18 protein-coding genes are annotated in these 25642 nt (G+C 70.7%); 10 read left to right on the top strand and 8 right to left on the bottom strand.

The features are described from left to right. Positions 1 to 44 precede the first annotated feature (44 nt). The 3 genes from H299_RS0112640 to H299_RS0112630 form a co-directional block, all read right to left on the bottom strand. A complete protein-coding gene (locus tag H299_RS0112640) occupies positions 45 to 1325 on the bottom strand; it encodes an SAV2148 family HEPN domain-containing protein (RefSeq protein WP_027748705.1) in 1281 nt (426 codons plus the stop codon). A 100-nt stretch (positions 1326 to 1425) separates the two neighbouring features. Beyond that, positions 1426 to 2751 (bottom strand): copper amine oxidase, encoded by a 1326-nt coding sequence (locus tag H299_RS0112635; RefSeq protein ID WP_027748704.1) that lies wholly within the window; start codon positions 2749 to 2751, stop codon positions 1426 to 1428. 44 nt (positions 2752 to 2795) lie between these two features. After that, positions 2796 to 3593, bottom strand: a complete 798-nt coding sequence (locus H299_RS0112630) for a hypothetical protein (RefSeq protein ID WP_027748703.1) — start codon at positions 3591 to 3593, stop codon at positions 2796 to 2798. A 301-nt stretch (positions 3594 to 3894) separates the two neighbouring features. Between H299_RS0112630 and treY the strand changes: the two genes are divergently transcribed. Further along, positions 3895 to 6348 carry a malto-oligosyltrehalose synthase gene (treY, locus tag H299_RS0112625; RefSeq protein WP_027748702.1) on the top strand — a complete coding sequence of 818 codons (2454 nt, stop codon included), beginning with the start codon at positions 3895 to 3897 and terminating at the stop codon, positions 6346 to 6348. A gap of 38 nt (positions 6349 to 6386) precedes the next feature. Here the strand turns inward: treY and H299_RS0112620 are convergent, their stop codons facing one another. Both H299_RS0112620 and H299_RS0112615 read right to left on the bottom strand, forming a co-directional pair. Continuing rightward, the gene (locus H299_RS0112620) at positions 6387 to 6932 is read right to left on the bottom strand and encodes an FHA domain-containing protein (RefSeq protein WP_027748701.1); all 546 of its coding nucleotides are present in this window, start codon (positions 6930 to 6932) and stop codon (positions 6387 to 6389) included. Between the two features lie 19 nt (positions 6933 to 6951). Then, the gene (locus H299_RS0112615) at positions 6952 to 7842 is read right to left on the bottom strand and encodes a LysR family transcriptional regulator (protein WP_027748700.1); all 891 of its coding nucleotides are present in this window, start codon (positions 7840 to 7842) and stop codon (positions 6952 to 6954) included. A 99-nt stretch (positions 7843 to 7941) separates the two neighbouring features. Here H299_RS0112615 and lpdA point away from each other — a divergent pair, with 99 nt between their 5' ends. Together lpdA and H299_RS0112605 are read left to right on the top strand one after the other, a co-directional pair. Further along, positions 7942 to 9408: a dihydrolipoyl dehydrogenase gene (gene lpdA, locus H299_RS0112610; RefSeq protein ID WP_027748699.1), complete on the top strand. Its 1467-nt coding sequence runs from the start codon at positions 7942 to 7944 to the stop codon at positions 9406 to 9408. A gap of 196 nt (positions 9409 to 9604) precedes the next feature. Further along, entirely contained in the window at positions 9605 to 10549 is a 945-nt protein-coding gene (locus tag H299_RS0112605; RefSeq protein WP_027748698.1) for a GNAT family N-acetyltransferase, read from the top strand. Positions 10550 to 10638: 89 nt separating this feature from the next. Here H299_RS0112605 and H299_RS33820 read toward each other — a convergent pair whose 3' ends face one another. Further along, positions 10639 to 11871, bottom strand: coding sequence for a DNA sulfur modification protein DndB (locus H299_RS33820; protein ID WP_027748697.1), 1233 nt, complete (start codon positions 11869 to 11871; stop codon positions 10639 to 10641). Positions 11872 to 12070: 199 nt separating this feature from the next. Between H299_RS33820 and H299_RS0112595 the strand changes: the two genes are divergently transcribed. The 4 genes from H299_RS0112595 (at position 12071) to H299_RS0112580 (ending at position 20634) form a co-directional block, all read left to right on the top strand. Then, positions 12071 to 14203, top strand: a complete 2133-nt coding sequence (locus H299_RS0112595) for an N-6 DNA methylase (protein ID WP_486587249.1) — start codon at positions 12071 to 12073, stop codon at positions 14201 to 14203. A gap of 67 nt (positions 14204 to 14270) precedes the next feature. Continuing rightward, the gene (locus H299_RS0112590; RefSeq protein ID WP_027748695.1) at positions 14271 to 16268 is read left to right on the top strand and encodes an HsdM family class I SAM-dependent methyltransferase; all 1998 of its coding nucleotides are present in this window, start codon (positions 14271 to 14273) and stop codon (positions 16266 to 16268) included. After that, positions 16265 to 17521 carry a restriction endonuclease subunit S gene (locus tag H299_RS38280; protein WP_078512675.1) on the top strand — a complete coding sequence of 419 codons (1257 nt, stop codon included), beginning with the start codon at positions 16265 to 16267 and terminating at the stop codon, positions 17519 to 17521. The genes H299_RS0112590 and H299_RS38280 overlap by 4 nt, the downstream gene beginning before the upstream one ends. Then, positions 17518 to 20634 carry a type I restriction endonuclease gene (locus tag H299_RS0112580; protein ID WP_027748694.1) on the top strand — a complete coding sequence of 1039 codons (3117 nt, stop codon included), beginning with the start codon at positions 17518 to 17520 and terminating at the stop codon, positions 20632 to 20634. The genes H299_RS38280 and H299_RS0112580 overlap by 4 nt, the downstream gene beginning before the upstream one ends. Before the next feature lie 39 nt (positions 20635 to 20673). Here H299_RS0112580 and H299_RS0112575 read toward each other — a convergent pair whose 3' ends face one another. Both H299_RS0112575 and H299_RS0112570 read right to left on the bottom strand, forming a co-directional pair. Continuing rightward, positions 20674 to 20868 carry a DUF397 domain-containing protein gene (locus H299_RS0112575; protein ID WP_027748693.1) on the bottom strand — a complete coding sequence of 65 codons (195 nt, stop codon included), beginning with the start codon at positions 20866 to 20868 and terminating at the stop codon, positions 20674 to 20676. Between the two features lie 24 nt (positions 20869 to 20892). Then, on the bottom strand, positions 20893 to 21750 hold the full coding sequence (locus H299_RS0112570; protein ID WP_027748692.1) for a Scr1 family TA system antitoxin-like transcriptional regulator: 858 nt from the start codon (positions 21748 to 21750) through the stop codon (positions 20893 to 20895). A 182-nt stretch (positions 21751 to 21932) separates the two neighbouring features. Here H299_RS0112570 and H299_RS33815 point away from each other — a divergent pair, with 182 nt between their 5' ends. The 3 genes from H299_RS33815 to H299_RS0112555 all read left to right on the top strand — a co-directional run bounded on the left by H299_RS33815 (position 21933) and on the right by H299_RS0112555 (position 25445). Continuing rightward, positions 21933 to 22388, top strand: a complete 456-nt coding sequence (locus H299_RS33815) for an ATP-binding protein (protein WP_037758767.1) — start codon at positions 21933 to 21935, stop codon at positions 22386 to 22388. A 126-nt stretch (positions 22389 to 22514) separates the two neighbouring features. Then, complete coding sequence (locus tag H299_RS0112560; protein WP_027748691.1) at positions 22515 to 23102, top strand: hypothetical protein; 588 nt, start codon at positions 22515 to 22517, stop codon at positions 23100 to 23102. 210 nt (positions 23103 to 23312) lie between these two features. Next, entirely contained in the window at positions 23313 to 25445 is a 2133-nt protein-coding gene (locus tag H299_RS0112555; protein WP_027748690.1) for an AIPR family protein, read from the top strand. Positions 25446 to 25642: the final 197 nt, after the last annotated feature.

Genomic DNA, 25642 nt, shown 5'->3' with positions numbered 1-25642 from the left:
CGGCCGGGTGGTGATCCGACTTCCCGGGGTCGGTGGTCACCTCGTCAGGACACCGGCCGCGCGTCCTGCCAGGTCGCCTCGAACTCCTCGCGGTAGGTCGCGAACATGCCGTGCTCCTCGTCCGCGCCGCCCTGCCCCTGCACCAGCTCGCGGCTCCCCCCGCGCAGCACCAGTACGGGGGCCTCCATGCCCCGCACCCGGCGCAGGTAGTTCTGCACGACGGCGACCCCGTCGGAGGTGTCGCCGTCCACGAGGTACGCGGTGAAGCGCGGCGTCTCGTCGAACACCCGCACCTCGAAGGCGTCCGGGTCGCGCAGCCGGGCCCGCACCCGCCGCATGTGCAGGATGTTCATCTCCACCGACCGGCTCAATTCGCCTTTCTTGAGCCCCAGTTCGCGCTCCCGGCGGCGTACGGCGGTGCTCGCGGGGTTGAGGAAGAGCAGGCGGACCCGGCAGCCCGTCCCGGCCAGCCGCACCAGCCGGCGACCGCTGTAGTTCTGCACCAGCAGATTCAGGCCGATGCCTATGCCGTCCAGCCGCCGGGCGCCGCCGAACAGGTCTTCGGCGGGCAGCTGCCGCTGGAGCCGTACGCGGTCGGGGTGCACCCCGACGACGTCGCCGAAGCGGTCGCCCACCAGGTCCTCGACGGCGTCCACCGGCAGCCGCTGACCGGCCGGTCCGGCCGGGCCCGCGCTGCCGGAGGTGCCGAGCAGGTCCAGCAGCCGCGCGCACGTGCGCTCCGCCTGCGCGAGCACCATCGAGGAGAGCGCCCGGTTGCGGGCGACGGCGCTGCGCGCCACCTCCAGCTCGTCCAGGGCGAGTTCGACCTCGCGCCGCGAGTCGAAGTACGGCTCGAAGCACGGCCAGTGCTGCACCATCAGCTCGCGCAGCTGGGGCAGGGTCAGGAAGGCGAGGATGGTGTCGTCGGCCGGGTCCAGCAGATAGCCCTTGCGGCGGCTCACCTCCCGTACGGCCGCCGCGCGCTGCACCCACTCCTGGCCGGCGGGGCCGGCCGCGGCGATCACCCACTCGTCGCCGTGCACCGGTTCGTAGATGGGCCGCAGTACGGCCGCCACCACGGCGCGCAGCCGCTGCTCGACCAGGTTCAGCCAGATGTACGCCCGCCCGGCCCGGCGGGCCCTGGTGCGCACCTCCGCCCAGATCTCCGCGTCCCAGTCCAGGTCCGCGCCGATCTCCATGGGACGGGCGAGGGAGACCGTCCCGGAGCGCACCTCGGTGACCGCCTCCGCGCTGCCCTCGCCTGAGCCGCCGCCCTCGCTCAGGCCGCCCTCGCCCGGCGGGAGTTCAAGCCCTCCCGAGCCCACCCGCGCACCGCCTTCCGGGCCCGTCTCCGGACCTCTTTGTTCGATCAAGGAAGACTACTGCGACCCGAAGGGCGGTGCAGCCGGATGTGCCGAGTCCTTATCAGTTATGCGGATCGTACTGCCCGTTGTGATCCGAGAGTTCACGCGGGGTGAGCGGGTTCATCGCGGTGACGTCCCGGGGCGAGAGCTGGAAGCCCTGCCAGTGCACCGGCATCGGCTCCTGGTCCTCGTCCCTGGCTATGTGGTGGAAGCCGATGTTGACCCAGGCGATCGGGTGCTTGAGATGCTGGCCGTTCACCCACTTGTCGACGCTCCTGCCGCCCCCCGGGCCGCAGTTGCGCACGTTGTGGCTGGCGAACTGCTCGCACTTGCGGTATTCGGTGAAGTAGACGTCGTGCCTGGTGTAGCTGCGGCCCGAGTACTTGTCGGTGTGGCCGGGCGCGATCTCGTAGCTGCGGGGGTGGCCGTCCTTGTTCTTGCCGGCGGTGCTCACCACGCGCCACCAGCGGTGCGGCTTGGCGTCACCTGCCAGTTCCTTGGTGACCTTGGTGCGGGTGGTCCTGGTCTTCGGGGAGCTTCCCGCGCTGGTCGTCGTCTTGGAGTCGTACTGCTCGACCTTGTTCTTCGGGGAACCGTCCAGCGCGAAGTCGAGCCGCCAGAAGACGTTGTGCGCGTGGCTGGTGGCGTAGTCGGCGGACCGCTTGCCGATCGGCCAGCCGCGGCCGTCACCCGCGTCGTAGTCGACCGGGGAGAGGGTGCCGGTCGCGCCGACCTGGCTGATGATGGTGCCGTCGGCGGCGAACCGCCACTCGGTGATGTACTCGTACCAGCCGGTCTGGTTGACGCTGTAGACGAGCAGGTCCTTGCCCTGGGCCTGGTAGGTCCTGCCGTCCTCCCAGTTGGTCATCCGGTAGGCGTGGCCGCGGGCGCGGGTGGTGGTGCACAGCCCCTTGACCTTGGGGGGCCGCTCCTCTCCGGTGCCCGGGACGCTGACGGTCTTGATGGTGCCCCTGGGGCACTCGGCCGGCTCCAGCTCCATCAGTCCCTGGCCGAATCCCGCGCCGGTGAGGTCGTCGTACTCCGCCATGCCGTCGTCGTAGGGCACGTGGATCTGGGCGAGCTTGGCCGAGGCGAGCACCCGGATCGGCTTGGCCTCGCCCTTGGGCTGGTACGAGATCTTGTCGAGCACCAGCCCGGCGTACCCGTCGTAGCGCCAGCACATCCGCCAGGTGGTGCCGCCGGCCAGCTTCTGCTCGATCCGGTATGCGGCGCTGCAGTCGGCCGCGGGCGCGGCCGTCGGTGCCGCGGGCCTGCCTTGCGCGCTGCCGGCCGGCCCCGCCGCCGCGAGCACGCCGCCGAGCAGCGCGGTGATGCCGACGGCCGCGAAGCTGCGGCCGCGGGCAGGGCTCAGTTTTCTCTGACTCATGGGTCGATACTCCTGAGAAGAGTGCGGAAGGAAGGTCGGGGAGGTCAGCTCAGCCTGCCGACGGAGCGTGCGCTCAGATCGATCACGAACTGCCGGGTGTCGATCCACGGGCCGCCCGCGGCCCTCGTGAACAGCCGGACGCAGCGGTGCTCACCGCACTCGCGAAGACCGGCGGGGCCGGCGTTCTCCTCGTCGACGCGGTAGACGAAGGCGGTCACCCTCAGCTGCTCCGCCGAGGTGAGTGCCTTGCCCGTGGCGTCCTTGTAGTCCGCCTTCAGTCCGCCGCCGAGCGGGCTCCGCAGCAGCACCTCGGCCGCCTCCCGGGCCTCGGCCCTGGTCGGCGGCGGCTGGACGCCGCGCTGGGTCTCGGTTTCCTCGACCTTGCCCGAGCCGAGGTCGACGGTCTTGGTGACGTAGGTGTCGTCCTCGTAGTCGTAGTACGAGACCAGCGCGCGTCTGGGCGCTCCGGCCTGCGAGGCCTCGGCGGGCTCCGGCTCCGCCAGTTCCGTGGTCAGCCGCTCCGGCCCCGCCCCGCCCCGCACGTCCTCGCTGCTGCCGCGGGCCCCCCGGCCCAGCGCGGCCTGCTCGGCCCGCTCCCTCTCCCGCTGGGTGAGCGGGTCCCGCCCGCTGCCCCTCTCCCTCTCCTTCGGCGCGGGTTCGACGGTGCCGGGGCGCTGTTCCGCCGCCTGCTCCTGTCGTCCGCCCTGTCCTTCTCCGCCGGCCTGCGGGCTGCCCGAGGCATCCCCCGGCGCTGCCACCGCAACCGCCATCACCGTCCCGGTCACCGCGATGGCCATGGCGGCCAGCAGCTTCCCGAGATGTGGGCGCAGTCTCTCGCGCACGTACCCCCCCTGCCTTTGCCCGTGTCCCCGTTCGTGGGGACACGTCACAAGTAGTGGTCTTCGAGGAAGACGGTCCGGACCGCACAGGCGTTGCCCCCCGAATGGGGAAATCCATGGTGAAATCCCGCCATTCAAACGGGACTTGGCTTGCGCCCGCTGGGCCGGTCCGCGACGGCGGCAGCGGAAGCGGGTCGTCCGCGCCCGAACGGCCATTCATCCGTACAGGTGAGCGTGGGCGCGTACGAGGGGTGCGCCGCGCCCGCGCACGTACCCCGCCCCCGTAGCGGGTAGTCCAGCATCCATGACTCCGACCGCCACCTACCGGCTCCAGCTCCAGCCGGAGTTCCCCTTCGCCGCCGCCGCGGCGGCCGTCCCGCGGCTCGCCCGGCTAGGCGTCTCGCACCTGCACCTCTCCCCCGTGCTCACCTCGGTCCCCGGCTCGGCGCACGGCTACGACGTCACCGACCACACCCGCGTCCGCGCGGAGATCGGCGGCGAGGAGGGGTTGCGCGAGCTGTCGCGCACCGCCCGTGAGCACGGGCTCGGGCTCGTCCTGGACATCGTGCCCAACCACATGGCCGTCCCCGCCGACCTCCGGCTGAACGCCCCGCTGTGGGAGCTGCTGCGGGACGGGCCCGGCTCGCCCTACGCCCGCTGGTTCGACGTCGACTGGGACGCCGGCGGCGGCCGGATGCTGCTGCCGGTGCTGGCGGGTCCGCTGCGCGCGGAGCACGGCGCGCTGCGGGTGCGGGGCGCGGAGCTGCACTACGGGCGCCACGTCCTGCCGCTGCGCGCCGGTACCGCCCAGCTGCCGCCGGCCGAACTGCTCGACGCGCAGCACTACCGGCTGTGCTGGTGGCGGCTGGCCCGCACGGAGCTGAACTACCGCCGCTTCTTCACGGTCTCCGAACTGATCGGGCTCCGGGTGGAGGACCCGGAGGTCTTCGACGCGACGCACGCCACGGTGCTGCGCCTGCTGCGCGAGGGAGTGGCCGAGGGGCTGCGCGTGGACCACCCCGACGGACTCGCCGACCCGGACGGCTACCTGCGCCGCCTGCACGAGGCGACCGGCGGGCGCTGGACCGTGGTCGAGAAGATCCTCGCCCGCGACGAGACCCTGCCAAACCGCTGGCCCGTCGCCGGCACCACCGGCTACGACGCGCTGCACCGCGTGGACGGCCTCTTCACCGACCCGCGCGGGCACGCCGAACTCGCCTCGCTCTACCGCGACAGCACGGCCGTGCCCGCCGACCGCGGCGGCGACTGGGCCGCCACCGCGCGGCGCGCCGCGCGCAAGGTCGCGGTCGGCTCGCTGGCCGCCGAGACGGCCCGGCTCACCCGCTCCGCCGTGCGCGCCTGCGAAGCCGACCCCACGCTGCGGCTGCGCGACCACGCGCCCTGGGCGCTGCGCACAGCCCTGCGCGAGGTACTGGTGCGGCTGCCCGTCTACCGCCCGTACGTACGGCCCGGCGCGCCCGTGCGCGAACGGGATGCGGCCATGCTGGAGGCGGCGGCCGAGGGCGCCCGCGCCGCGTTCGACGATCCGGGCGAGGGGGAGGCCGCGGACGCCGTACGGGACCTGGCCCTGGGCCGCCTCGGCGACGGCCCCGACGCCCGCGACTTCGCCGCGCGCTTCGCCCAGGTCTCCGGCGCGCTGCGCGCCAAGGCGCTGGAGGACACGGCCGGTTACCGCTACGTGCCGCTGCTGTCCGCCGCCGAGGTGGGCGGCGATCCGGGGCGGCCCGCGGTGTCGCCGGACGACTTCCACGACTTCTGCGCCCGTATCCAGCGGGACTGGCCCACCACCGGGACCGTCGTCTCCACCCATGACACCAAGCGCAGCGCGGACGTGCGGGCCGCGCTCGCGGTGCTCTCCGAGTGCCCGCGCTCCTGGGCCGCGCTGGTGGCCGAGGCCGGCGGGCAGACCGAACGGGCGCCGGAGGGCCGGGCCGTGCCCGACCCGCACTTCGCCTGGACGGCCTGGCAGACGGCCCTGGGCCTGGAGCCGGGGACGGCGCGGGAGGTGCCGGCCGACGGCGGCCCGGGCGGCCCCGTGCGGGGGGAACGGGGCGAGCGGGGCGAGCGGCTGATCGCGGCGCTGCTGAAGTCCGTGCGGGAGGCCGGGCTGTGGACCAGCTGGGCCGATCCGGACGCCGCGTACGAGGCCGCCGTCCAGCGCTTCGTGGCGGCGGGCCCGTGCGGCCCGGCCGGAGACGCGCTCGCCGAGTGGGCGGTCCGGCGCGCCCCGCACGCCGAGGCCAACTCGCTGGGCATGGCGCTGCTGCACCTGACCATGCCGGGCGTCCCCGACCTCTACATGGGCACCGAGCGCCCCTACCGCGCCCTGGTCGACCCGGACAACCGGCGCCCGCCCGGCACCCTGGGCCTGGGCCCGGCCTCCGCGCACACCCCGCCGCCCGGCCCGGTCGGCAAGCTGCGGCTGACCGCGGCGGCGCTGGGGCTGCGGCGGGAGCACCCGCGGTGGTTCCTGGAGGGCTCCTCGTACGCGCCGCTGCGGGCGGAGGGCGCGGCGGCCGAGCACTGCGTGGCCTTCGTCCGGTCCGACAGCGTGGTCACGGCCGTCACCCGGCTGTCGCTGCGGCTGCGGGAGGGCGGCGGCTGGCACGGCACGGAACTGCCGCTGCCCGCGGGGAGATGGCGGGACCTGCTGACCGAACAGGTGCTGGAGGGCGGCCGGTGCCGGGTGTCGGAGCTGCTGGACGGCAACCCCGTCGCCCTGCTGGTACGCGCGTGAGCGGCGGGGCCACCGGGGGCGCGGCGGCAGCCGGCGGCTCAGGGCGCGGTGAGGCGGTACCCGACCTGCCCGAAGCGCACCTGGTCGCCCGGCCGCACCCGCGTCTTGCCCGTCACCCGGCGGCCGTTGACCCAGGTGCCGTTGCTCGACCCCAGGTCGCGCAGCGTCCAGCCGTCCTCGGTGTGCCGCAGCTGCGCGTGCGTCCGGGAGACGGTGAAGTCGTTGAGCCGCAGCACCGAACCGGGCGCGCGGCCGATCGAGAGGGCGTGCGGGCCGGGCCCGGGCAGGAGCAGCTCCGGCAGCCGCTCCGTCTGCCACGCGCGGCGCACCATCACCGGGAACGCCGACATCGCGCCGACCGTACGGAAGAGCCAGCGGGTACCGCGCCTGCGGGTGCCCAGGTCCGCGACGGCCGCCTCCAGCTCGTCCTGCCGCTGGACCTGGAGGATCACCTCCATCCGGCGCAGGAACGTCTCCTGCGAGATGCGCCCCTCCACGGCGCTCTCGCGCAGCACCTCGAGCGCGCGCTCCCGGTCCGCGTCCGACACCCGCGGCGGGTACGCCCTGAACTCGAGAGATGTCATGTGTGCATTCTCCGGACCCTCACAGATCCTGTCCAGGCTGATCCTGTCTCAGGAGATCGACAAACGCGGCGGCGGCGCCCACCGGTTGGGCCCGCCCCACCAGGCACAGCGAGCGGCGCCACGGCGGGTCCATCGACAGCAGCTGCGCGGGCGGCGCCGCCATCCGCGCCACGTACGAGGGCACCGGTACGACGCCCGCCCCGGCGGCGGCCACCCGCGCGGCCGTCGTGGTGTGGCGGGTGGTCACCACCGTACGGGGGCGGAAGCCCGCCCGAGCGCAGGCCCAGTCGAGGAACAGCTCGCCCTCGACAAGCGGTTCCATCCCGCAGCGCACCCAGTCGCGGTCGGCGAGCTGCTCCAGGCGTACCGCGTCCCGCCCGCACAGCGGATCGCCGGGCGGGACGACGAGCAGCAGCTCCTCCTCGCCCACCGTCCGCACCGCGCCGCCCCAGTCCGGCGGCGGCGGGTAGGTGAGCGCGATGTCGGCGACACCCCGTGCCATGCGCTCCAGCAGCTCCGGCTCCGTCCCGTACTCGTGCAGCACGACCCGTACCCCGGGGTGGGCGGCGCGCATCCGCGCCAGCGCGGCGGGCAGGGGGCCGACGGCCAGCCCGTGCAGCGTGGCGATCTGGAGTTCACCGCCGGCGGCTCCGGCGCTCGCGCGCGCGGCCCGGCGGGCCTGCGCGGCGCTGCGTACCGCCAGTTCGGCGTCCGGGAGGAAGGCGCGGCCCATGGCGGTGAGCCGTACGCCGCGCGGGAGGCGTTCCAGCAGCGCGCCGCCGACCTCCCGCTCCAGCGCCTTGATCTGGTGCGAGAGCGCGGACTGGGTGACGTTCAGCTCCTCGGCGGCGCGGGTGAACGATCCGGCCTCGTGCACGGAGACGAGGTACTCCATCTGCCGCAGGCTCATCGCGGTTCGGCCCCGCCCCGGCTGTCATGAGCAGTGTTCATGGACTCGATGGAAACATTGCCTTGGACTCATCACCAAACGGCGGCAGATGCTTGCCCCATGAACGGGAACTCCACAGATGTGATCGTCATCGGCGGCGGCACGGGCGGCTACAGCACGGCTCTGCGCGCCGCCGGACTCGGCCTCTCCGTCACCCTCTTCGAACGCGACCTCGTGGGCGGCACCTGCCTGCACCGCGGCTGCATCCCCAGCAAGGCCATGCTGCACGCGGCCGAACTCGTCGACGGCATCACGGAGGCCCGGGAGAGGTGGGGCGTCAAGGCCACCGTGGACGCCGTCGACTGGGCGGCGCTCACCGCGACCCGGGACGGCATCGTCACCCGCAACCACCGGGGCGTGGAGGGCCATCTCGCGCACGCGGGCGTACGGGTGGTGCGCGGGACGGCGCGGCTGACCGGTCCGCGCTCGGTCGAGGTGAGCGGCAGCGCCGAGCCGGGTGGCGACGGCGCCGCGGGCGGCTCGTACACCGCCACGCGCGGCGTCGTCCTGGCCACCGGTTCCCGGCCGCGCACCCTGCCGGGCCTGGAACCGGACGGGCACCGGGTCGTCACCAGCGACGACGCACTGTTCGCCCCCGGCCTGCCCAGCTCCGTGGTGGTGCTGGGCGGCGGTGCGATCGGCGTCGAGTACGCCTCCTTCCACCGCTCGATGGGCGCCGAGGTGACCCTCGTCGAAGCGGCGGACCGGCTGCTCCCGCTGGAGGACGCGGACGTGAGCCGCCACCTGACCCGCGGCCTCAAGAAGCGCGGCATCGACGTCCGTACGGGTGCCCGCCTGCTCGACGCGCAGCCGTACGGCGCCGAGGGCGGCGAGCGCGGCGCCGGCGGCGTGCGGGCCGTCCTGCGCTCCGCGCGCGGCCAGGAGAGCGTGCTGGACACCGAACGCCTGCTGGTCGCCGTCGGACGCGCGCCGGTGACCGACGGGCTGGGCCTGGCCGCCGCCGGGCTGGCCACGGACGGCCGCGGCTTCGTGACCCCCGCCGACTGGTCCCGGCTGGAGACGGCGACTGCGGGTGTCCACGTCGTCGGCGACCTGCTGCCGCCGCCCTCGCTCGGACTGGCGCACGCCTCCTTCGCGGAGGGCCTGCTGGTCGCCGAGACGCTCGCGGGCAGGCCGTCGCGCCCGGTGGAGTACGCGGCGGTGCCACGCGTCACCTACTCCAGCCCGCAGACCGCCTCGGTGGGCCTGAGCGAGGCGGAGGCGCGGGAGCGCGGGCACGAGGTGGTGGCGAACACCATGCCGCTGACCGCGGTCGCCAAGGGGATGGTGCACGGCCAGGGCGGCATGGTGAAGGTGGTCGCGGAACGCGGCGCCGAAGGGCGGGCGCTGGGCGTCCACCTGGTGGGCCCGCACGTCTCGGAGATGATCGCGCAGAGCCAGCTGATCGTCGCCTGGGACGCCGCACCGGCCGACGTCGCTCAGCACGTCCACGCCCACCCCACGCTCTCGGAGGCGGTCGGCGAGGCGTTCCTGACCCTGGCGGGACGCGGCCTGCACCAGGTCTGAGACCCCCCTGAAGAGGGTGGACACCTGCCCGCACCTGTGACTATGGTGCGGGCACGCCCTTGATCGAGGAAGGAGGCGAGAGCCATGCACCGCAGGACCCAGCCGCGCTCCCGCCTCAACTCCCGGGCGTCTTCACTCAGTTGACCTTTTCTCCGGGAGCGCACCCGCAAGCCCTTCCGGAAGGAACACCACCACCATGACCGATCTGGTCATCCGCCCCCTCGTCCAGGACGAGGCGCGGCAGCTCTTCACCTCTCTCGACTCCTCCCTCCCCGACGCGGACCTGGTCGGCCGTCCGCTGCTCGGGCGCCCCTACGACACCCTCGCCGACGGCGGCGAGTACCGGCCCGAGTGGACGTGGGTCGCGCTGCGCGAGGGCCACGTCGTCGCCCGCGCCGCGTTCTGGGCGGCTCCCGAGGGCACCGAGCCGCACCTGCTGGACTGGTTCGACTTCGCCCCCGGCGAGCACGCCGCCGCCGTCCGGCTCCTGCGCGAGTCGGTCCCCGGCGTGGAGTACGAGCTGATCCTGCCGCCGTCCTGGCGGGACGAGCCGGCCGTACGGGCCGCCGCCGAGGCCCGCATCGCCGCGGCCGAGGAAGCCGGGTACACCCTGCTCGTGGAGCGGTTCCGCTACATCTGGACCCCGGAGTGCGGCCTCCCCGCACAGCCCGGACGCCTCGACTTCCGCCCCGAGCCGGACGACGACGTGATCCTGGCGGCCCTGCTCCGCATCGAGAAGGGCTCCCTCGACGGCCACGCCCGGCAGGCGTTCGCCCAGGGCGGCCTCGAGCAGGCCGCCCAGGAGGACCTGGACCACCTCCGCTGGATGTCCTCGCCCCGCGAGTGGTGGCGGCTCGCGTACACGCCCTCGGGCGAACTGGTCGGCCTGCACGCACCGGGGATCATCCCCAGCGGCCCGGCCGTCGCCTTCATCGGCGTCGTACACGAGCAGCGGGGGCACGGCTACGCCTACGACCTGCTGGCCGACTGCACCCGCCTGCTGGTCGAGGAGGGCGCGCAGTCCATCATCGCCGCGACCGACCTGGGGAACGCGCCGATGGCGGCGAACTTCACCAAGGCGGGCTACCCGGTACGTCAGCACCGCTACTGCATGACACCCCCGGCGCCTGAGGGGGTGTGACGGCGGTGTCCTGAGGGCGCCTGCCTGAGAACGTGTGCGGCTACGGCCACCTGCTGGCCGTAGCCGCACACACTCCGCCTTCCCCGCCCCTACCGCCCGCGGATCTGCCGCCCGCCCTGCGTGTCCGGGTAGAGGATCGCGTCGGCCACCCGTCCGCCGGAGTCCTTGGCGCCGCCGACGAAGTTGAGCACACCCGCCGCGTTGGAGCGTGCGGCGACGCCGTCCCAGTAGCGGGCCTCCCGCTCCCACCGGATGTCGGCGAGCAGGCCGCGCAGGTCCGCCTCCGTGAGCGGCCCGCCGGCCGTGGCCCAGCCGGTCCGCTGGTGCAGGGCGATGCCGAGACCGCCCAGGACGGCGGGCGCCGAGATCGCCGACCGTGCCGCGAACTGCCCGAAGAAGCGCGTGATGAGCGAGGCCAGCAGCGGTACGACCTCGCTCTCCAGCTGCGCGGCCGATGCGCCTGCCGGAAGATCGCCGTCGCGCACCGTCCCGGAGGCGCGGTCCAGCCCCGTACGGCCGAAGATCGTGGTGATGACCAGCACCCGCAGCGCCGAGAGGGTCACCAGCTCGGGGTCGGACTTGGCGAGCTGCCGCTTGCGCGACTGCACGAACGCGGCGAAGGGGACGACCTTGCCGTCGTGCTCGACCTTGGCCGTCTGCGCGATCCGGTGCGCGAGCTGGGTCCCGAAGTCCCGCTGGTCCATGGACATCGCGAGGTTCTTCGTGACGGAGACGCCCTCGACGTTCCGGTCGTAGAAGATCTGGCGCGCGTCCTCGACGGCCAGGCCCCAGTACAACTCGAAGGGGAGGCGTAGGGCGGACAGCTTCTCGTAGCCGAGGCCGTACTTCTCCGGGTCGTCGTAGAGCTCGTGCAAGGCGGTGACCTGGGTCTCGCCATCGATGGCCACTACCGGGGAGCCGGAGAGCAGCGTGAGCTTGCGGATGCCGCTGCCGGCGACCAGCTCGTCGCTGACCGCCCCCGGCTGCCCGTCGAGCCAGAGGGTGATCGGCGGCGTGGACCACCCCGAACCGTACTCGCCGTTGATCCCGGCGGCGATGTACGCGGCGTAGCTGCCGACGTTCTTCCCCTTCTGCGTCGACTTCAGCATGCGCTGCACGAGCGCCCGGACTTCCGCGTGGCGGCGCATGGCGCCGGACGAGTACTTCATCGCCCGCTTGTCCTCCTCCACCTTCGGGGACGGGACCAGCTGGAGGAGGGTCGGCAGGCCGACCGTGCCGACCACCGCGTCTGCCCGGAAGGGCATGACGGTCAGCTGCACGCCTTCGGCCGCGGCCGTCGGCATCGTGAGGGTGAGGGACATGCGGGCACTTCCTGTCGTGTCGGTCGTGCGAGGAGCGCTGAGGTGAGAGCTGGAGCAATCACTGAAGCGATGGCAGAAGTGAAAGCATCACCAGAACAGCAGAACCTGAAAGCACTGTCAAACGGTATCGGCCGATCGGTGAAGTGTGTACAGTGACGTCAGTTCGACGACCCTCCCCCGGCATCGACAGGAAGCCCCCATGCCCCAGCGGCGCGACCCGCGCGACTCATCGGCGCCCCCGCCGGGCTCCGGCCCGGCTCCGGCCGCCGCCTCGGCCTGGGTGACGGCGGCGGAGATCTCCCGCCTCGCCGGGGTCACCCGTGCGACCGTCAGCAACTGGCGGCGACGCCACTCCGATTTCCCGGCCCCCGGCGGCGGCACCGACACCAGCCCCGCGTACGCGCTGGAGGCGGTCGAGGAATGGCTCGCCGCGCGTGGCCAGTTGCCGTCGGCGTCACCCGGGGATCATTTGCGGGCGTCACTGCGCCGCAGCCCCGGCGGCAGCGCCACCGCCGACCGGCTGCTCCCACCGCTCCTCGCCGCATTCCGGAGCGGGGCCGACGTCTGCCGCTCGTGGGCCCGGCTGTCCGACGCCGAGTTGGTCCGCGAGGTCTCGGCTGCCGTACACCTCCACGCCGGCGGCCTCGCCGGTGTGGACGGCCACGGCGGTGGCGAGGTCACGGACGGCGAGACTCCCGAACCCGCCCTGCTGCGTGCCGTGCTGGAGTGCCTGGGCGAGGAGGGCGCGTCCGCGACGCTCGGCCTGCTCGCCGAAGGCCACCGCGAGGACAGCGGTACGCGGGCCCCGGGCACCACCCCCGAGCCGCTCGCTCGGCTCATGGCCGAGCTGCTCGTACCTGCGGACGGCGGATACCCCGGCAGCGTGCTGGACCCGGCCTGCGGAGCGGGGGTGCTGCTGGCGGCTGCGGGAAAGCTGGGGGCGGGAAAACTGTGGGGCCAGGACGCGGTCGCGGCCCAGGCGACGCGGGCCGCGGTGGCCCTGGAGATCCGCAACCAGGAGTCCGAGTCGCAGGTGCGGGCCGGGGACGCTCTGCGGGCGGACGCCTTCCCGCAGCTCACGGCGGAGGCCGTCCTGTGCAATCCGCCCTTCGCCGACCGCGACTGGGGACATGACGAACTGTCCTACGACGCGCGCTGGGAGCACGGCCTGCCGCCGAAGGGCGAATCCGAACTGGCCTGGGCCCAGCACTGCCTGGCCCACCTGGAGCCCGGCGCCCTGGCCGTCCTGCTGATGCCGCCCGGCGTGGCGGAGCGCGCGTCGGCCCGCAGAATCCGCTCCGCCCTGGTGCGGCGCGGCGCGGTACGCGCTGTCCTGGCGCTCCCGGCGGGCGTCGCGCAGCCCCTGCACGTGGGGTTGCACGTGTGGGTACTCCAGCGGCCGGGGCCGTCGGCAGCCGGCACCGCCGGGCAGCACGTGCTCTTCGTCGACGCGGCCGGGGCGGAGACCGGGGGCGGTGAGGGTGGCACGGGCACGGGCACGGGCACGGGCTGGGAGCGCGTACGGGACACGGCGCTCAGTGCCTGGCGGGACTTCGCGGCCGACCCCGAGGCCTTCGAGCCCGCGGCGGGCAGCGCCCGCGCCGTCCCCGTCGTCGACCTGCTCGACGAGGCGGTAGAACTCACCCCCGCCCGCCACGTCCGCACAGCCGTCTCCGTCCAGCCGGAGGAACGCGCCGAGGCCGCCCGGTCCGTACGCGCCCTGCTGCGCCGTTCGGTCGGCGCCTTGTCCGCGCTCAGCGTCGGCGGGGACTGGCCACCCGCCGGAGCGGAGCCCAGCGGATGGCACACCACCACCGTCGCCGACCTGGCACGCGGCTCCGCCCTCACCATCCAGCGCGCCCACCCGGCCGCCCGTACGCGGCGGGGGTCGGCCGAGCACGACGCGCAGCCTGGCGCGTTGGAGGTCCGGCGCGGTGACGTGATCCTCCCCGAGCTGCTGCACGGCGGCGGCGCGGGCGGCGACGCCCGGGTCGCCGAGGCGGGGGACGAGGGGCGGCCCCTGCGGCAGCAGCACTACCTGCTCCGGCCCGATCCGGAGCATCTGGACCCGTGGTTCCTGGCGGGCTTCCTCTCCGCCGAGGAGAACCTGCGCGGCGCCGCCACCGGCAGCACCATTGTGCGCGTCGACGCCCGTCGGCTGCGGGTCCCGCTGCTGCCGCTGGCCGAACAGCGGCGGTACGGGGCGGCGTTCCGGCGCCTACGCGCCATGCGCACGGCCGCGGACATCGCCGGACGGCTGGCCGAGGAGGCGGCCCGCGAGCTGAGCAGCGGGCTCACCACCGGCGCGCTGCTCCCGCCGGATTCGCGGTGAACGGCACGCGGCGCGACACATTTCCGTCAGACTTGGACATCACCACAGAGCTGGGGAAGGACCCTCGTTGAACAGCAGCAAGCACCAGGAGCTGGTCAGCTTCATCTGGTCGGTCGCGGACCGCCTGCGCGGCGACTACAAGCAGTCGGAGTACGGCAAGGTCGTGCTCCCGTTCACGGTGCTGCGCCGCCTGGACTGCGTCCTGGAGCCGACGAAGGACGCGGTGCTCGCGGAGCACAAGCGCTGGTTCGGCAAGCCGATGGACACGACGCGACTGCTGGAGAAGGCGGCGAAGCAGTCCTTCTACAACACCAGCAAGCTCACGCTGAGCACCGCGGTGGCCGACCCGGACCAGGTGCGGAAGAACCTGACCGCGTATGTCGGCGCCTTCTCCGACAACGCGCGGGAGATCCTGGAGAAGTACGAGTTCGACCGGCAGCTGGTGCGGCTGGAGGACGCGGGGCTGCTCTACCAGGTGGCGGGCAAGTTCGCCGAGGTGGACCTCCATCCGGACCGGGTCTCCAACCACCAGATGGGGTACATCTTCGAGGACCTCATCCGGAGGTTCAGCGAGCAGTCGAACGAGACGGCGGGCGAGCACTTCACGCCCCGCGAGGTCATCCGCCTGATGGTCAACCTGCTGCTGGCCCCGGACGAGGACGCGCTGACCGTCCCGGGTGCCGTACGCACCATCCTCGACCCGGCGTGCGGCACCGGCGGCATGCTGACGGAGGCCGAGGAGCACATCACCCAGCTCAACCCGGGCGCGACGGTGGAGGTCTTCGGGCAGGAGCTGAACGCCGAGGCATACGCCATCTGCCGCTCCGACCTGATGATCAAGGGACAGCGGACGACGAACATCGCCTTCGGCGACTCCTTCCGCGCGGACGGGCACGACCGGAAGACCTTCGACTACCTGCTCGCCAACCCGCCGTTCGGGGTGGAGTGGAAGAAGGCCCGCGAGGAGATCGAGGCGGAGCACAACGAGCTGGGCTGGGCGGGCCGCTTCGGGGCCGGACTGCCGCGCATCAACGACGGCTCGCTGCTCTTCCTCCAGCACATGATCAAGAAGATGAAGCCGGTGGAGGACGGGGGCGGCCGGATCGCCATCGTCTTCAACGGCTCCCCGTTGTTCACGGGTGCGGCGGAGTCGGGCGAGTCCCGCATCCGGCAGTGGATTCTGGAGAACGACCTGCTGGAGGGCATCGTCGCCCTTCCGGACCAGCTCTTCTACAACACGGGGATCTCGACGTACTTCTGGATTCTGACCAACCGGAAGGTGGCGGGACAGAAGGGCAAGGTCGTCCTGCTGGACGCGCGGGAACACTTCGCCAAGATGCGCAAGTCGCTGGGCGACAAGCGGAAGTACGTGACGGATGAGCAGATCGCGGAGATCACGCGGCTGTACCGCGACTCGCTGACGGTCGCGGAGGACCCTGAGCATGCGTTGCACGGCAAGGTGAAGGTCTTCCGGAACAGGGACTTCGGCTACCACCGGATTACGGTCGAGCGCCCGCTGAAGCTCCGCTTCGAGGTGACGGAAGAGGCGCTGGCGGAGCTGGAGGCGAACATGTCGGGCAGCAAGACCCTCGCCAAGTACGAGGCGCGGGGGCCGTTGCTGGACGCGCTGCGCACGCTGGTCGGGCGGCCCGCGTCGTTCAAGCGGACGGAGTTCGCGGACGCGCTGCGCAGCGCGTACGCGGAGAACGGCGTCGACAAACTCCCGGCGAACGTCGACAAGGCGGTGTGGGCGGTCGTCGCCGTGCGGGACCCGGAGGGTGAGGTGCAGCGGAAGCGCGGGGGTGTGGTCGAGCCGGATGCTGAACTGAGGGACAACGAGAACGTGCCACTGGACGAGGACGTGGACGCGTACGTCGAGCGGGAGGTGCTCCCGCACGTGCCCGACGCGTGGGTGGACCACGCGAAGACGAAGGTGGGGTACGAGATCCCGTTCACGCGCCACTTCTACGTGTACAAGCCGCCGAGGCCACTGACGGAGATCGACGCTGAGTTGAAGGCGCTTGAGGGCGAGATCCAGGCACTGCTGGGCGAGGTGACGGGGTGACTTCCTATCGCATCAAAGATGTTGCTCGCATCAATGCGCGAGTGCTACCGGAAGACGCCGACCCAGACCGGCGCTTTCATTACATCGACATTGGCGCCGTAGACAGCAAGGGGAAGATCTCCGTTCCAGAAGAGAATGTTTCCTTCAAAACCGCTCCCTCGCGAGCGCGCCGACTCGCACAGCCTGGAAGTACCATCGTGTCGACCGTCCGCACTTATCTGAGGGCAGTAGCAAGAGTCCCACCCAACGCTGAAACTCTTGTCTTTTCGACAGGCTTTGCGGTACTGGAGCCCCAAAATCACATAGACAGCAGGTTCCTTTCCTACTACTGCCACTCACAACGATTCATCGAAGACGTTGTCTCCAGATCCACTGGCGTCAGCTACCCAGCAATCAATCCAGGTGAAATCGGCAATATTCCGATGAAAGTTCCCAGCCTGGAGGAGCAGCGCCGCATCGCCGACTTCCTGGACGTTGAGACTGAGCGAATCGACAAATTGCAGCGCATGCGGGCGCACCAACTAAAACTTAGCGCCGCAAGTCAAGCAGCACAGCTCACCGAGTGCACAACATACACGGGCGACGATGCGGTGTTCGATCCACTGCTCGGCACCATCTCTCCTAGTTGGAAAATTTCGAAGCTCCGACATGCACTCCCTGCCATCAACGTGGGGGTGGTTATCAATCCATCGAGCTACTTCACCGATGACGGCACCCCCTTCATCCACGGATTCAATGTTCGCCAGAACTGGATCAGTCCTCATGGCATGAAATTCATGACCCAGGAGGACAACTACCGCCTGAAACGTTCACGGGTCTACCGAGGTGATGTTCTCGTCGTGAGAGCAGGCGCCACCTGCGGTCGCGCTGCCGAAGTTTCTTCGGAATACGATGGCGCAAACTGCGCTTCAGTTTTGATTCTCCGAAAGAGTCCTGTGGTCCTTCCGGAATATCTCGTTACATTTCTCAACTCTGCGGCAGGAAAGGGGCAAGTGCAAACATCTCAGTACGGAGCCGCCCAAGAAGTCATCAGCGCAGGTCTTGTCGGTGATTTCCGCATCAGCATCCCCTCGCTAGCCGAGCAACGACGCAGACTCGAAGTCCTCCGCCGAAAACATCGGATCATCAACGATCTGGACGCAGTAAGCAAACAACACAATGCCCTGCTCACCGAGCGCCGCCAGGCGCTCATCACCGCAGCTGTCACCGGTCAAATCGACGTCACCACCGCACGGGGAGTGGACGTGTCATGAGTCCGATACACCACCACGAGCACGCCTTTGAGGACGCCGTGGTCGCCTCAATGCTCGGCAATGGCTGGGCTCAGGGGCAGGTCAGCCACTACAACAACGAACTCGCGCTCGATACGGCCCGGCTCTTCGAGTTCATCGGCGCCACCCAGGGCGACGCATGGAGCAACCTCCTCGCCAAGTACGGCGTGTCCGGCGACGACGACCCCTCCCCCGTCCAGCGAGAGTTCGCCACGCGGTTGGCCCGGGAGATCGACGAGCGCGGCGCGCTGGACGTCATCCGGAACGGGGTCAAGGACCGGGGCGTCAAGATCCGGCTCGCCTACTTCCGCCCCACGCACACCCTCTCCGGTGCGGACGCGCTCACCGAGTACAACGCCAACCAGCTCACCGTCACCCGCCAGCTCCCGTACGCCGCCAAGCTCGCCGACCAGGGCAACACGCTCGACCTCACCCTCTTCCTCAACGGCATCCCCGTCGCCACCGCCGAGTTGAAGAACCCGTTCACCCACCAGACCGTCGAGGACGCCAAGCAGCAGTACCGCACCAGTCGCGATCCGCTGGAGCCGATCTTCGCGCGGCGGGCGCTCGTGCACTTCGCCGTCGACACGGACCTCGTCTTCCTCACCACCAAGCTCAAGGGCAAGGACACGCACTTCCTGCCCTTCAACACCGGTTCCGACGGCCCCGGCAACTCCGGCGGTGCCGGAAACCCGACCGCCCCTGGCTACCGGAGCGCGTACCTCTGGGAGCAGATCTGGCAGCGGGACGCCTGGATGGACCTCTTCCAGCGCTTCCTGCTCGTACACACCGCCAAGGACGACCGGGGCCGCGTCACCCACAGCCTCATCTTCCCGCGCTTCCACCAGTGGCACGCCGTGCGCGAGTTGACCGCGCACGCCGCGCGGCACGGGGCCGGGCAGCACTACCTCGTCATGCACTCCGCGGGCTCCGGCAAGTCGAACACCATCGCCTGGCTCGCCCATCGCCTCCAGTCGCTCTTCACGTCGACCAACGACCATGTCTTCGACAAGGTCATCGTCATCACCGACCGCTCGGTCCTGGACACCCAGCTCCAGGACACCGTCGGCAAGTTCGAGCAGACCCAAGGCGTCGTACGGAAGATCGACGGCTCCGGCTCGTCCAAGTCGCAGCAGGTCGCGGACGCGCTGACCGGCGAGACGGCGAAGATCATCATCGTCACGCTCCAGACCTTCCCGTACGTCCTGGAGCACCTCGCGGGCCACAGCGAGGCGCTCTCCCAGCGCAAGTTCGCCGTGATCGTGGACGAGGCGCACTCGTCCCAGTCCGGCGAGTCCGCCGCCGACCTCAAGCGGGTGCTGCGCGGGCTGGGCGCCAAGAAGGCCGCCGAGTTCGACAACAGCGACGACACCAAGGACGACTGGCTCACCGCCTCCGCCAAGGCGCGCGGCCGGCACGCGAACCTCTCCTACTTCGCCTTCACCGCCACCCCCAAGCCCAAGACCCTCGAACTCTTCGGCACCCCGGACAAGGCGACCGGCAACCCGCGCGCGTTCCACATCTACTCCATGCGCCAGGCCATCGACGAGGGCTTCATCCTCGACACCCTGCGCAACTACGTGACGTACAAGACGTACTGGAAGCTCGCCAACTCCGGCCCCGACGACCCCGAGGTCGACGCGAGCAAGGCGAACTCCGCCCTCGCCCGCTTCGTCTACCTGCACGACTCGACCCTTGCCCAGCACGCCGAGGTGATCGTCGAGCACTTCCGCCGCCACACCCTGCGCCGCCTCGGCGGACGGGCGAAGGCGATGGTCGTCACCCGCTCCCGCGAGAGCGCGGTAAGGCTGCACCGGGCGATCAACGCGTACGTGGCCGACCTGGGCTACCCGGACCTCAACGCACTGGTCGCGTTCTCCGGCCCGCTGAAGATCGACGGCGAGGAGGTCACCGAGGCGGGGATCAACGGGTTCTCCGAGCGGGAGCTGCCCCGCCGCTTCGGGAACGTGCCCAAGGACGCGAAGGGCAAGGACCGGGAGCTGCCCGAGCACCGCATCCTGGTCGTCGCCGAGAAGTACCAGACGGGCTTCGACCAGCCGCTGCTGACCACCATGTACGTGGAGAAGCCGCTGAAGGGCGTGGCGGCCGTACAGACCCTCTCCCGCCTCAACCGCACGCACCCGCGCAAGAGCCAGGACGACGTCTTCGTCCTCGACTTCGCCAACGACGCGGAGAACATCCAGGCCGAGTTCAAGCCCTTCTTCGAGGAGGCGCTCACCACCCCCACCGACCCGAACCTCCTCTACACCGCCCAGCGCGCGGTCATGGAGCACCGCATCCTGGTCGACTCCGAGATGCAGGCGTTCGCCGAGGCGTACGCGGGGGCCCAGCGCGCCGCGGGCGGCAACCAGGCGCAGTGGGAGAAGCTGCACGCGGCGCTCTACCGCCACACCGACCCGGCCGTCGACCGCTTCGCCCCGCTGCTCGACAGCGAGGACGAGGACGAGAGGGCGCGCGCCGAGGAGTTCCGCTCCGCGCTGCGCGACTTCGTGCGCAAGTACGGCTTCCTCGCGCAGATCGTCCCGTACGCGGACCCGGAGCTGGAACGGCTCTACCTGTTCGGCAAGCACGTCCAAAACCGGCTGCCGCGCCGCCAGGACGGCAGCATGGACATCGAGGTCGACCTCACCCATCTGCACACGCGCAAGACGGGCGAGGCCGACGTAAGCCTGACCCCGGAGGGCGAACAGGTCCTCCCCGGCTTCTCCGACGGCGCGGCAGGCGGGAGCAAGGACGCGGACGAGAAGCTGCTCTCCGAGATCCTCGCCCAGCTCAACGACAAGTTCGGCGAGGGCCTCACCGACGAGCACCGCCTGCTGGCGGAAGCGCACATGGAGGCGGCCCGCGCAGACACGGCCGTTCAGCAGGCGGCGCTGGCCAACACGGAGGAGGCCTTCGGCCACGTCTTCGACAAGCGCTACGAGAACGAGGTCGTGGACCACGCCTCCACGAGCAGCAGCTTCGTGGAGAAGTTCTACGGCCACGCGGAGCTGCGCAGCTCGATCACCCGCGAGGCGCGGCGCGCGGCGTACCGCCTGATCCGCCGCGACCACGGTGTCGCTGACGCGGCGTGAGGGGCGCGGCCGGGGCCGGGCGGTAGCGGGCGGGGCCCGCTACCCCCCGGCCTTGGCCTGCGCGACGAACGCGCGCCACGCGTCTGCGGGGAACGCGAGCGCGGGCCCGTCGACGCGGGCGGAGTCCCGCACGGCTATCTCGCCACCCACGTCATATATCTCAAGGCAGTCGCCTCCCGTGCCGCTGTAGCTGCTCTTTCGCCATGCCACGTCGCCGCGTGCCGCTGCATGCATCTCTCGCTACCCTTCCATGCCTTCTTACGCGTACAGCTCCTGCCGCACCTGAGTGATCATGTCGATGCTGTCCGCCGGGCTCAAGGCACTCGATCGCAGTGAGTCGAAAATCAAGGTGTACTGCTCAGTCTCCTCCGGCGTCTCCATGTAGAGCGTCCCGGTCCGATGTTCGACGCACACGACGTCGGAGAAGGCCGCAGCAGGGAAGCTGAAGAGCACGAAGGAGCCCATCAGTCCAGCATGCGCGCCCGCGCGGTCCGGTAGTACCTGCACGTCAATATGGGGGCGGGCGGCCATCTGCACCAGGTGGTCGAGTTGGTCGCCCATCGCCTTCTCGCCGCCGATGGGCACCCGGAGGGCGGACTCGCCCTGAATGACGCAAAGTCGGGGAGGATCGCTGCGATTGAGCACCTCCTGACGCTCTATGCGCGCCGTCACGAGGGCATCGACCTGGCTCTCGTCAAGAACTCCAGGCGCCGCACGCACGATGGCACGGGCGTAGTCCGGGGTCTGCAACAACCCCGCGATCAGCTGCGCTTGGAAAGAGCGGATGTAGGCGGCGCTCTCCTCGTAGTTGATGAAGTCGGAGTAGGAGGGCCTGGCCAGGCTCGCGCGCTGGACCCAATTCGGTTCCTTCCCGCGCCGCGCGAGTGACACCAACTCCTCGACGAAGTCCTGGTCCTCGACGCCATAGAAGGTCAGCAGGTCGCGAAGCTCGCCGAGGGAGATGCCCAGCCTGGCAGTTTCGATCCGGCTGATCTTCGTGCGGTGGCAGCCAAGTCTCTCGGCAGCCTGCGCCGGAGTCTTCTCCGCAGCCTCTCTCAGCTTGACCAACGTTGCTGCGAGACGTCGCCTCCGCACAGTCGGACGTCGTTCCGCCATGTCACCCCCTGCGTACGTATCAATACGCAGCAGCCTACATCTCCGACAAAGATCTTGGAACTAGTTCCAAATGCACGATTGCTGTTCGAACTCGACCCAAGGCACCCTGGATTCATCACCGAACGAAGCCATCTGAGTTCGTCTGGTGATAGCCAGCCGCGCCCTCACGCGAGGAGAACCAGATGTACGAAGCCGCCGTAGCCACAGTCAGCCACCGGCTCCCCCGCACCCCCCACACCGTGAGCCGCTCGCGTGCCAACCTGCGGGCGCAGCTCACCGCCTGGGGCATGTTGCCGCACGACGTCGCCACCGCCGAGCTGATCCTGTCCGAGCTGGTCACCAACGCCGTGCAGCACGCCGGGAATCCGCCGCGCCGTCAGGTCGAGGTCGGCTTCCGCCTCGACGCGGACAGCAGCCTCCTCCGCCTCGAAGTGGCCGACGCCTGCGCCGACCTCCCCCGCCCTCGCTCCGCCGACCTCGCTCCGGGCCCGGACGCGGAGTCCGGGCGCGGCCTGCTCCTCGTCACCGCGCTCGCCGACGACTGGGGCGTCACCCCGCGCCCGCACGACATCGGCAAAACCGTCTGGGCCGAACTCAAGCTCACACAGCTGATCGACGGCGACCAGGGTCAACCGTGACGCTGCCTCACGCCCCGCCCCGAACGACGGCTTCGATACGAACGCGATGCCGATGGGGAGGCCGGCCGCTGCAATTGTCCGTGGCGGAACGTACGGTACGCAGGCAGGAGCACTGAAGGGGAGATCATGGGCGACTGGTTCCAGACGATCGTCGACACCGAGGCCACGCCAGAGGAGGCGCGGGAGCTCGCGGCGAACGTACTCGACTGGCTGATCGCAGACGGCGTCGTCTCAGCGGAACGTACCGACTGCGTCCTCGGCGCTGACACCGGGCACGCGCCAGGGACGCGTTACGGCGAAGCCGTCGAGGACGAGGATCCCGGGCTGGTCAATGTGTGGAGCAACGGTCTGGGCGTCACCGTAGGGCGTACGGTCTTCGATGCCGGGCAGGGCGAACCCTCGGCCGTCACCTGCCCGCACTGCGCGGCGGAGATACCCCTCGTCGACGAGTACTGGTCGCCCCTCGAGGAGAGGTGGGCCCTGTTCGGGGACGCGGTGCATTCCTGGCCCGAGGGTCACGATGAGCCTGTCGCGTGCCCGACCTGCGGCCGGACCGCTCCCGTACACGCGTGGCTCTGGGCCGACGACTACTTCGCGTTCGGTCATCTCGGCTTCACGTTCTGGAACTGGCCCACACTGCGCCCCGAGTTCGTCGGGGAATTCTCGCGCCGTCTCGGCGGCCACCGCACCGTACTGCTCGAAGGCAAGCTCTGACAGGACGACGACAGTTCCCTCCCCGGCCCCCGCTGTGTCCGTCCCCCGCCATATCCGGCCCCGGCCCCGGCCCCAGCAGCTGACCTGAGCCGCTGCTTTCCCCCTCACCACCCGCAGCGATGGTGTGATTACGTATCATCACGCTCCCGGTACCACACGCATGCGCTCCCGCATGCCTGGTGGACTGCCATCTTCACGAGCGGAGCAGCCATGGCCAAGGGCGGCAAAGTCCACGTTCCCGACCAGGTACGACAGGTGCAGCGCATCCTGTGGGAGACCTACGGCCACGGCCTCATCGACATGGCCGACTTCGAGAGTCACTCCCCAGACTCCCGCCAACAGGCCCTGCTCTCCCGTGCGCTGACCGCCCTGACGGTACGCATCCTCACCGGCTGCGACTCCGAGAGCGCCGCCGCTGCCGTGATCGATGGCCGCGATGACCAGGGAATCGACGCGATCGCGCTGACCCACTCGCCTCCCCACGTCTACCTCGTCCAGGCGAAGTGGAGCCGGACGGGCAACGCGACGGCCAAGACCGACGCCGCCCATAAGATGCTGGCCGGCCTCCGCTTGATCGACGTGGAGGAGTACGACCAGTTCAACACCAAGGGCAGCATGCTCGCGGAGCAGGCCAAGACGCTGATCTCCGAGCACGCGGCCAAGGTCACGCTGGTGACGGCGCTCATGGGCACCGAGCCGCCCTCTCCCGACGTCGACAAGGTACTGGCCAACGGCGAGGCCGAGTTCAACGCCTTCGGCCGGTTCCTCGACCATCGTGTCATCCATGCCCCCGAGTTCTGGGAGCAGGTGCGTGCGGACATCGCACCGAAGCCGGTGAACCTCTCCATCGAACTGTCGCCCTGGTTCAGCGTCAACATGCCCTACCAGGCGTTCCAGGGCGTCGTGTCCGCCGAGGAGGTCGCCTCGTGGCTGGACACTCACGACTCGTCACTCTTCCACCGGAACATCCGGGACCCGCTCGGTCTCACGCGCACCAACGGCGACATGCAGGGCACGCTCTCTCAGGAGCCCTCCAGCTTCTGGTACTTCAACAACGGCATCACGGTGCTCTGCGACACGATCGAGCCGCGGTACGGATCGCAGAAGGCCCCGCACAGCAAGCCCGTGACGTTGGAGATCAACGGCGCCAGCGTGGTGAACGGAGCACAGACGGTCAAGGCGATCGCGGAAGCCGTCGCCCGGGACGACGACGCCGCTACGGCCCAGGTCAGCGTGCGGGTCATCGCCACCGGCGGCACCGGGGACTTCGCGGAGCGGACCACCAAGGCCACCAACTCGCAAAATCAGGTGGAGGCGCGTGACTTCATCTCCCTGGACCCTGTCCAGAGCGAGATCCGCGCCGACCTCAAGGCCGAGCTGGACAGGATCTACACCATCCGGCGGGGCGAGCCGGAGCCCTCCCCCGACACCGGATGCTCGGTCGTCGAGGCCGCGATGGCGCTCGCGTGTGCCCATCCTCACCCCAAGCACGCGGCACGGACCTCCGGCTCGCTGGACTCCCTGTGGGAACGGGGGCCGCAGGGGACGTACGACACGCTCTTCCGGCCGCAGCCGAACGCGTTCCAGGTGTGGAATTCCGTACTGACCCTCCGCGAGGTACGGAAGATCCTCCACGGAATGCGCCCGTCGGTGGAAGGCCGAGCCGCCGCGACGGTCGAGCACGGTCACCTGCTGATCTCCCACCTGGCGATTCAGCTGCTCGATTCCCCCGGCCTCGACGACGCGGAGCTGGAGTGGGGAAAGACGGTGGCTCCCGAGCTCCCCGGGCTGCTGAAGAAGCTGGTGCCCGCCCTGGTACTCGCCATCGACGAGCTGTACCCCAGGTCCCAGATCCGCCCCCTGTGCGCGGACCCGATCCGGTGCAAGGACGTGGCTGACCTCGTCCTCGAACGGGTCAGGGGCAGCGGGGCACCGACGAGGCTCCCTGCCAAGTACCGGCACGTCCAGGTCAAGCGCACCAAGCGACGCAGCGAGAACGCCGTACACACCATCATCAACCACAGCGCCCTCAGCGAGGGCGACCCGCTGTCGCTCTACACACCACTGGCCCCGGAGCGCGAGGCTCTGGAGAGCTGGCTGGCCGAGGACCCCCGGCGCTCCAGGGCCACCTGGGTCAACAACCGTGCCAGGCCCCTCCTGTGGGAGGCCGACGGACTGGAGTACTCACCTTCCGGCCTCATCAAACTGATGTGGGAACTCGCCGAGTGGGAGAACCGTCCGGTGGCCAATCAGGGCACCGCTCGCTGGATGACTTCCGCGAGCCAGACATTGGCCGAGTTCGCCGTGAAGCTGCGCCAGGAGTTGGAGGAGCCGGAGGAGTGAGGTGAACCGGGGGTGGTGCGGCACCTGGTGCGTGCGCGGGCCGGTGGGGGCGGAGCTGCGGCCGGGTGGGCGGGAGTGGCCGGCCGTGCCGGGCGCGGCGCGACGACGGCCCGCGTAGAGCAGCGCCGAACGGTACCGGTGCTCCCAGCCGAGCGGACCGGAGTGCAGCGCGACGACGCCTGGGAGCGTGGTCTGCC

It is taken from the genome of Streptomyces sp. CNH287, from assembly GCF_000424825.1.
Note: the sequence above shows the minus strand (reverse complement) of the source record. Positions and strands in the feature narration are given on the sequence as shown.

What these genes read in the sequence shown, in the direction of transcription:
- H299_RS0112635 (WP_027748704.1), bottom strand. Translation starts at nt 2,751, where the DNA reads ATGAGTCAGAGAAAACTGAGCCCTGCCCGCGGCCGCAGCTTCGCGGCC.
- treY (WP_027748702.1), top strand. Translation starts at nt 3,895, where the DNA reads ATGACTCCGACCGCCACCTACCGGCTCCAGCTCCAGCCGGAGTTCCCC.
- H299_RS0112620 (WP_027748701.1), bottom strand. Translation starts at nt 6,932, where the DNA reads ATGACATCTCTCGAGTTCAGGGCGTACCCGCCGCGGGTGTCGGACGCG.
- H299_RS0112615 (WP_027748700.1), bottom strand. Translation starts at nt 7,842, where the DNA reads ATGAGCCTGCGGCAGATGGAGTACCTCGTCTCCGTGCACGAGGCCGGA.
- lpdA (WP_027748699.1), top strand. Translation starts at nt 7,942, where the DNA reads ATGAACGGGAACTCCACAGATGTGATCGTCATCGGCGGCGGCACGGGC.
- H299_RS0112605 (WP_027748698.1), top strand. Translation starts at nt 9,605, where the DNA reads ATGACCGATCTGGTCATCCGCCCCCTCGTCCAGGACGAGGCGCGGCAG.
- H299_RS33820 (WP_027748697.1), bottom strand. Translation starts at nt 11,871, where the DNA reads ATGTCCCTCACCCTCACGATGCCGACGGCCGCGGCCGAAGGCGTGCAG.
- H299_RS0112595 (WP_486587249.1), top strand. Translation starts at nt 12,071, where the DNA reads ATGCCCCAGCGGCGCGACCCGCGCGACTCATCGGCGCCCCCGCCGGGC.
- H299_RS0112580 (WP_027748694.1), top strand. Translation starts at nt 17,518, where the DNA reads ATGAGTCCGATACACCACCACGAGCACGCCTTTGAGGACGCCGTGGTC.
- H299_RS0112575 (WP_027748693.1), bottom strand. Translation starts at nt 20,868, where the DNA reads ATGCATGCAGCGGCACGCGGCGACGTGGCATGGCGAAAGAGCAGCTAC.
- H299_RS0112570 (WP_027748692.1), bottom strand. Translation starts at nt 21,750, where the DNA reads ATGGCGGAACGACGTCCGACTGTGCGGAGGCGACGTCTCGCAGCAACG.
- H299_RS33815 (WP_037758767.1), top strand. Translation starts at nt 21,933, where the DNA reads ATGTACGAAGCCGCCGTAGCCACAGTCAGCCACCGGCTCCCCCGCACC.
- H299_RS0112560 (WP_027748691.1), top strand. Translation starts at nt 22,515, where the DNA reads ATGGGCGACTGGTTCCAGACGATCGTCGACACCGAGGCCACGCCAGAG.
- H299_RS0112555 (WP_027748690.1), top strand. Translation starts at nt 23,313, where the DNA reads ATGGCCAAGGGCGGCAAAGTCCACGTTCCCGACCAGGTACGACAGGTG.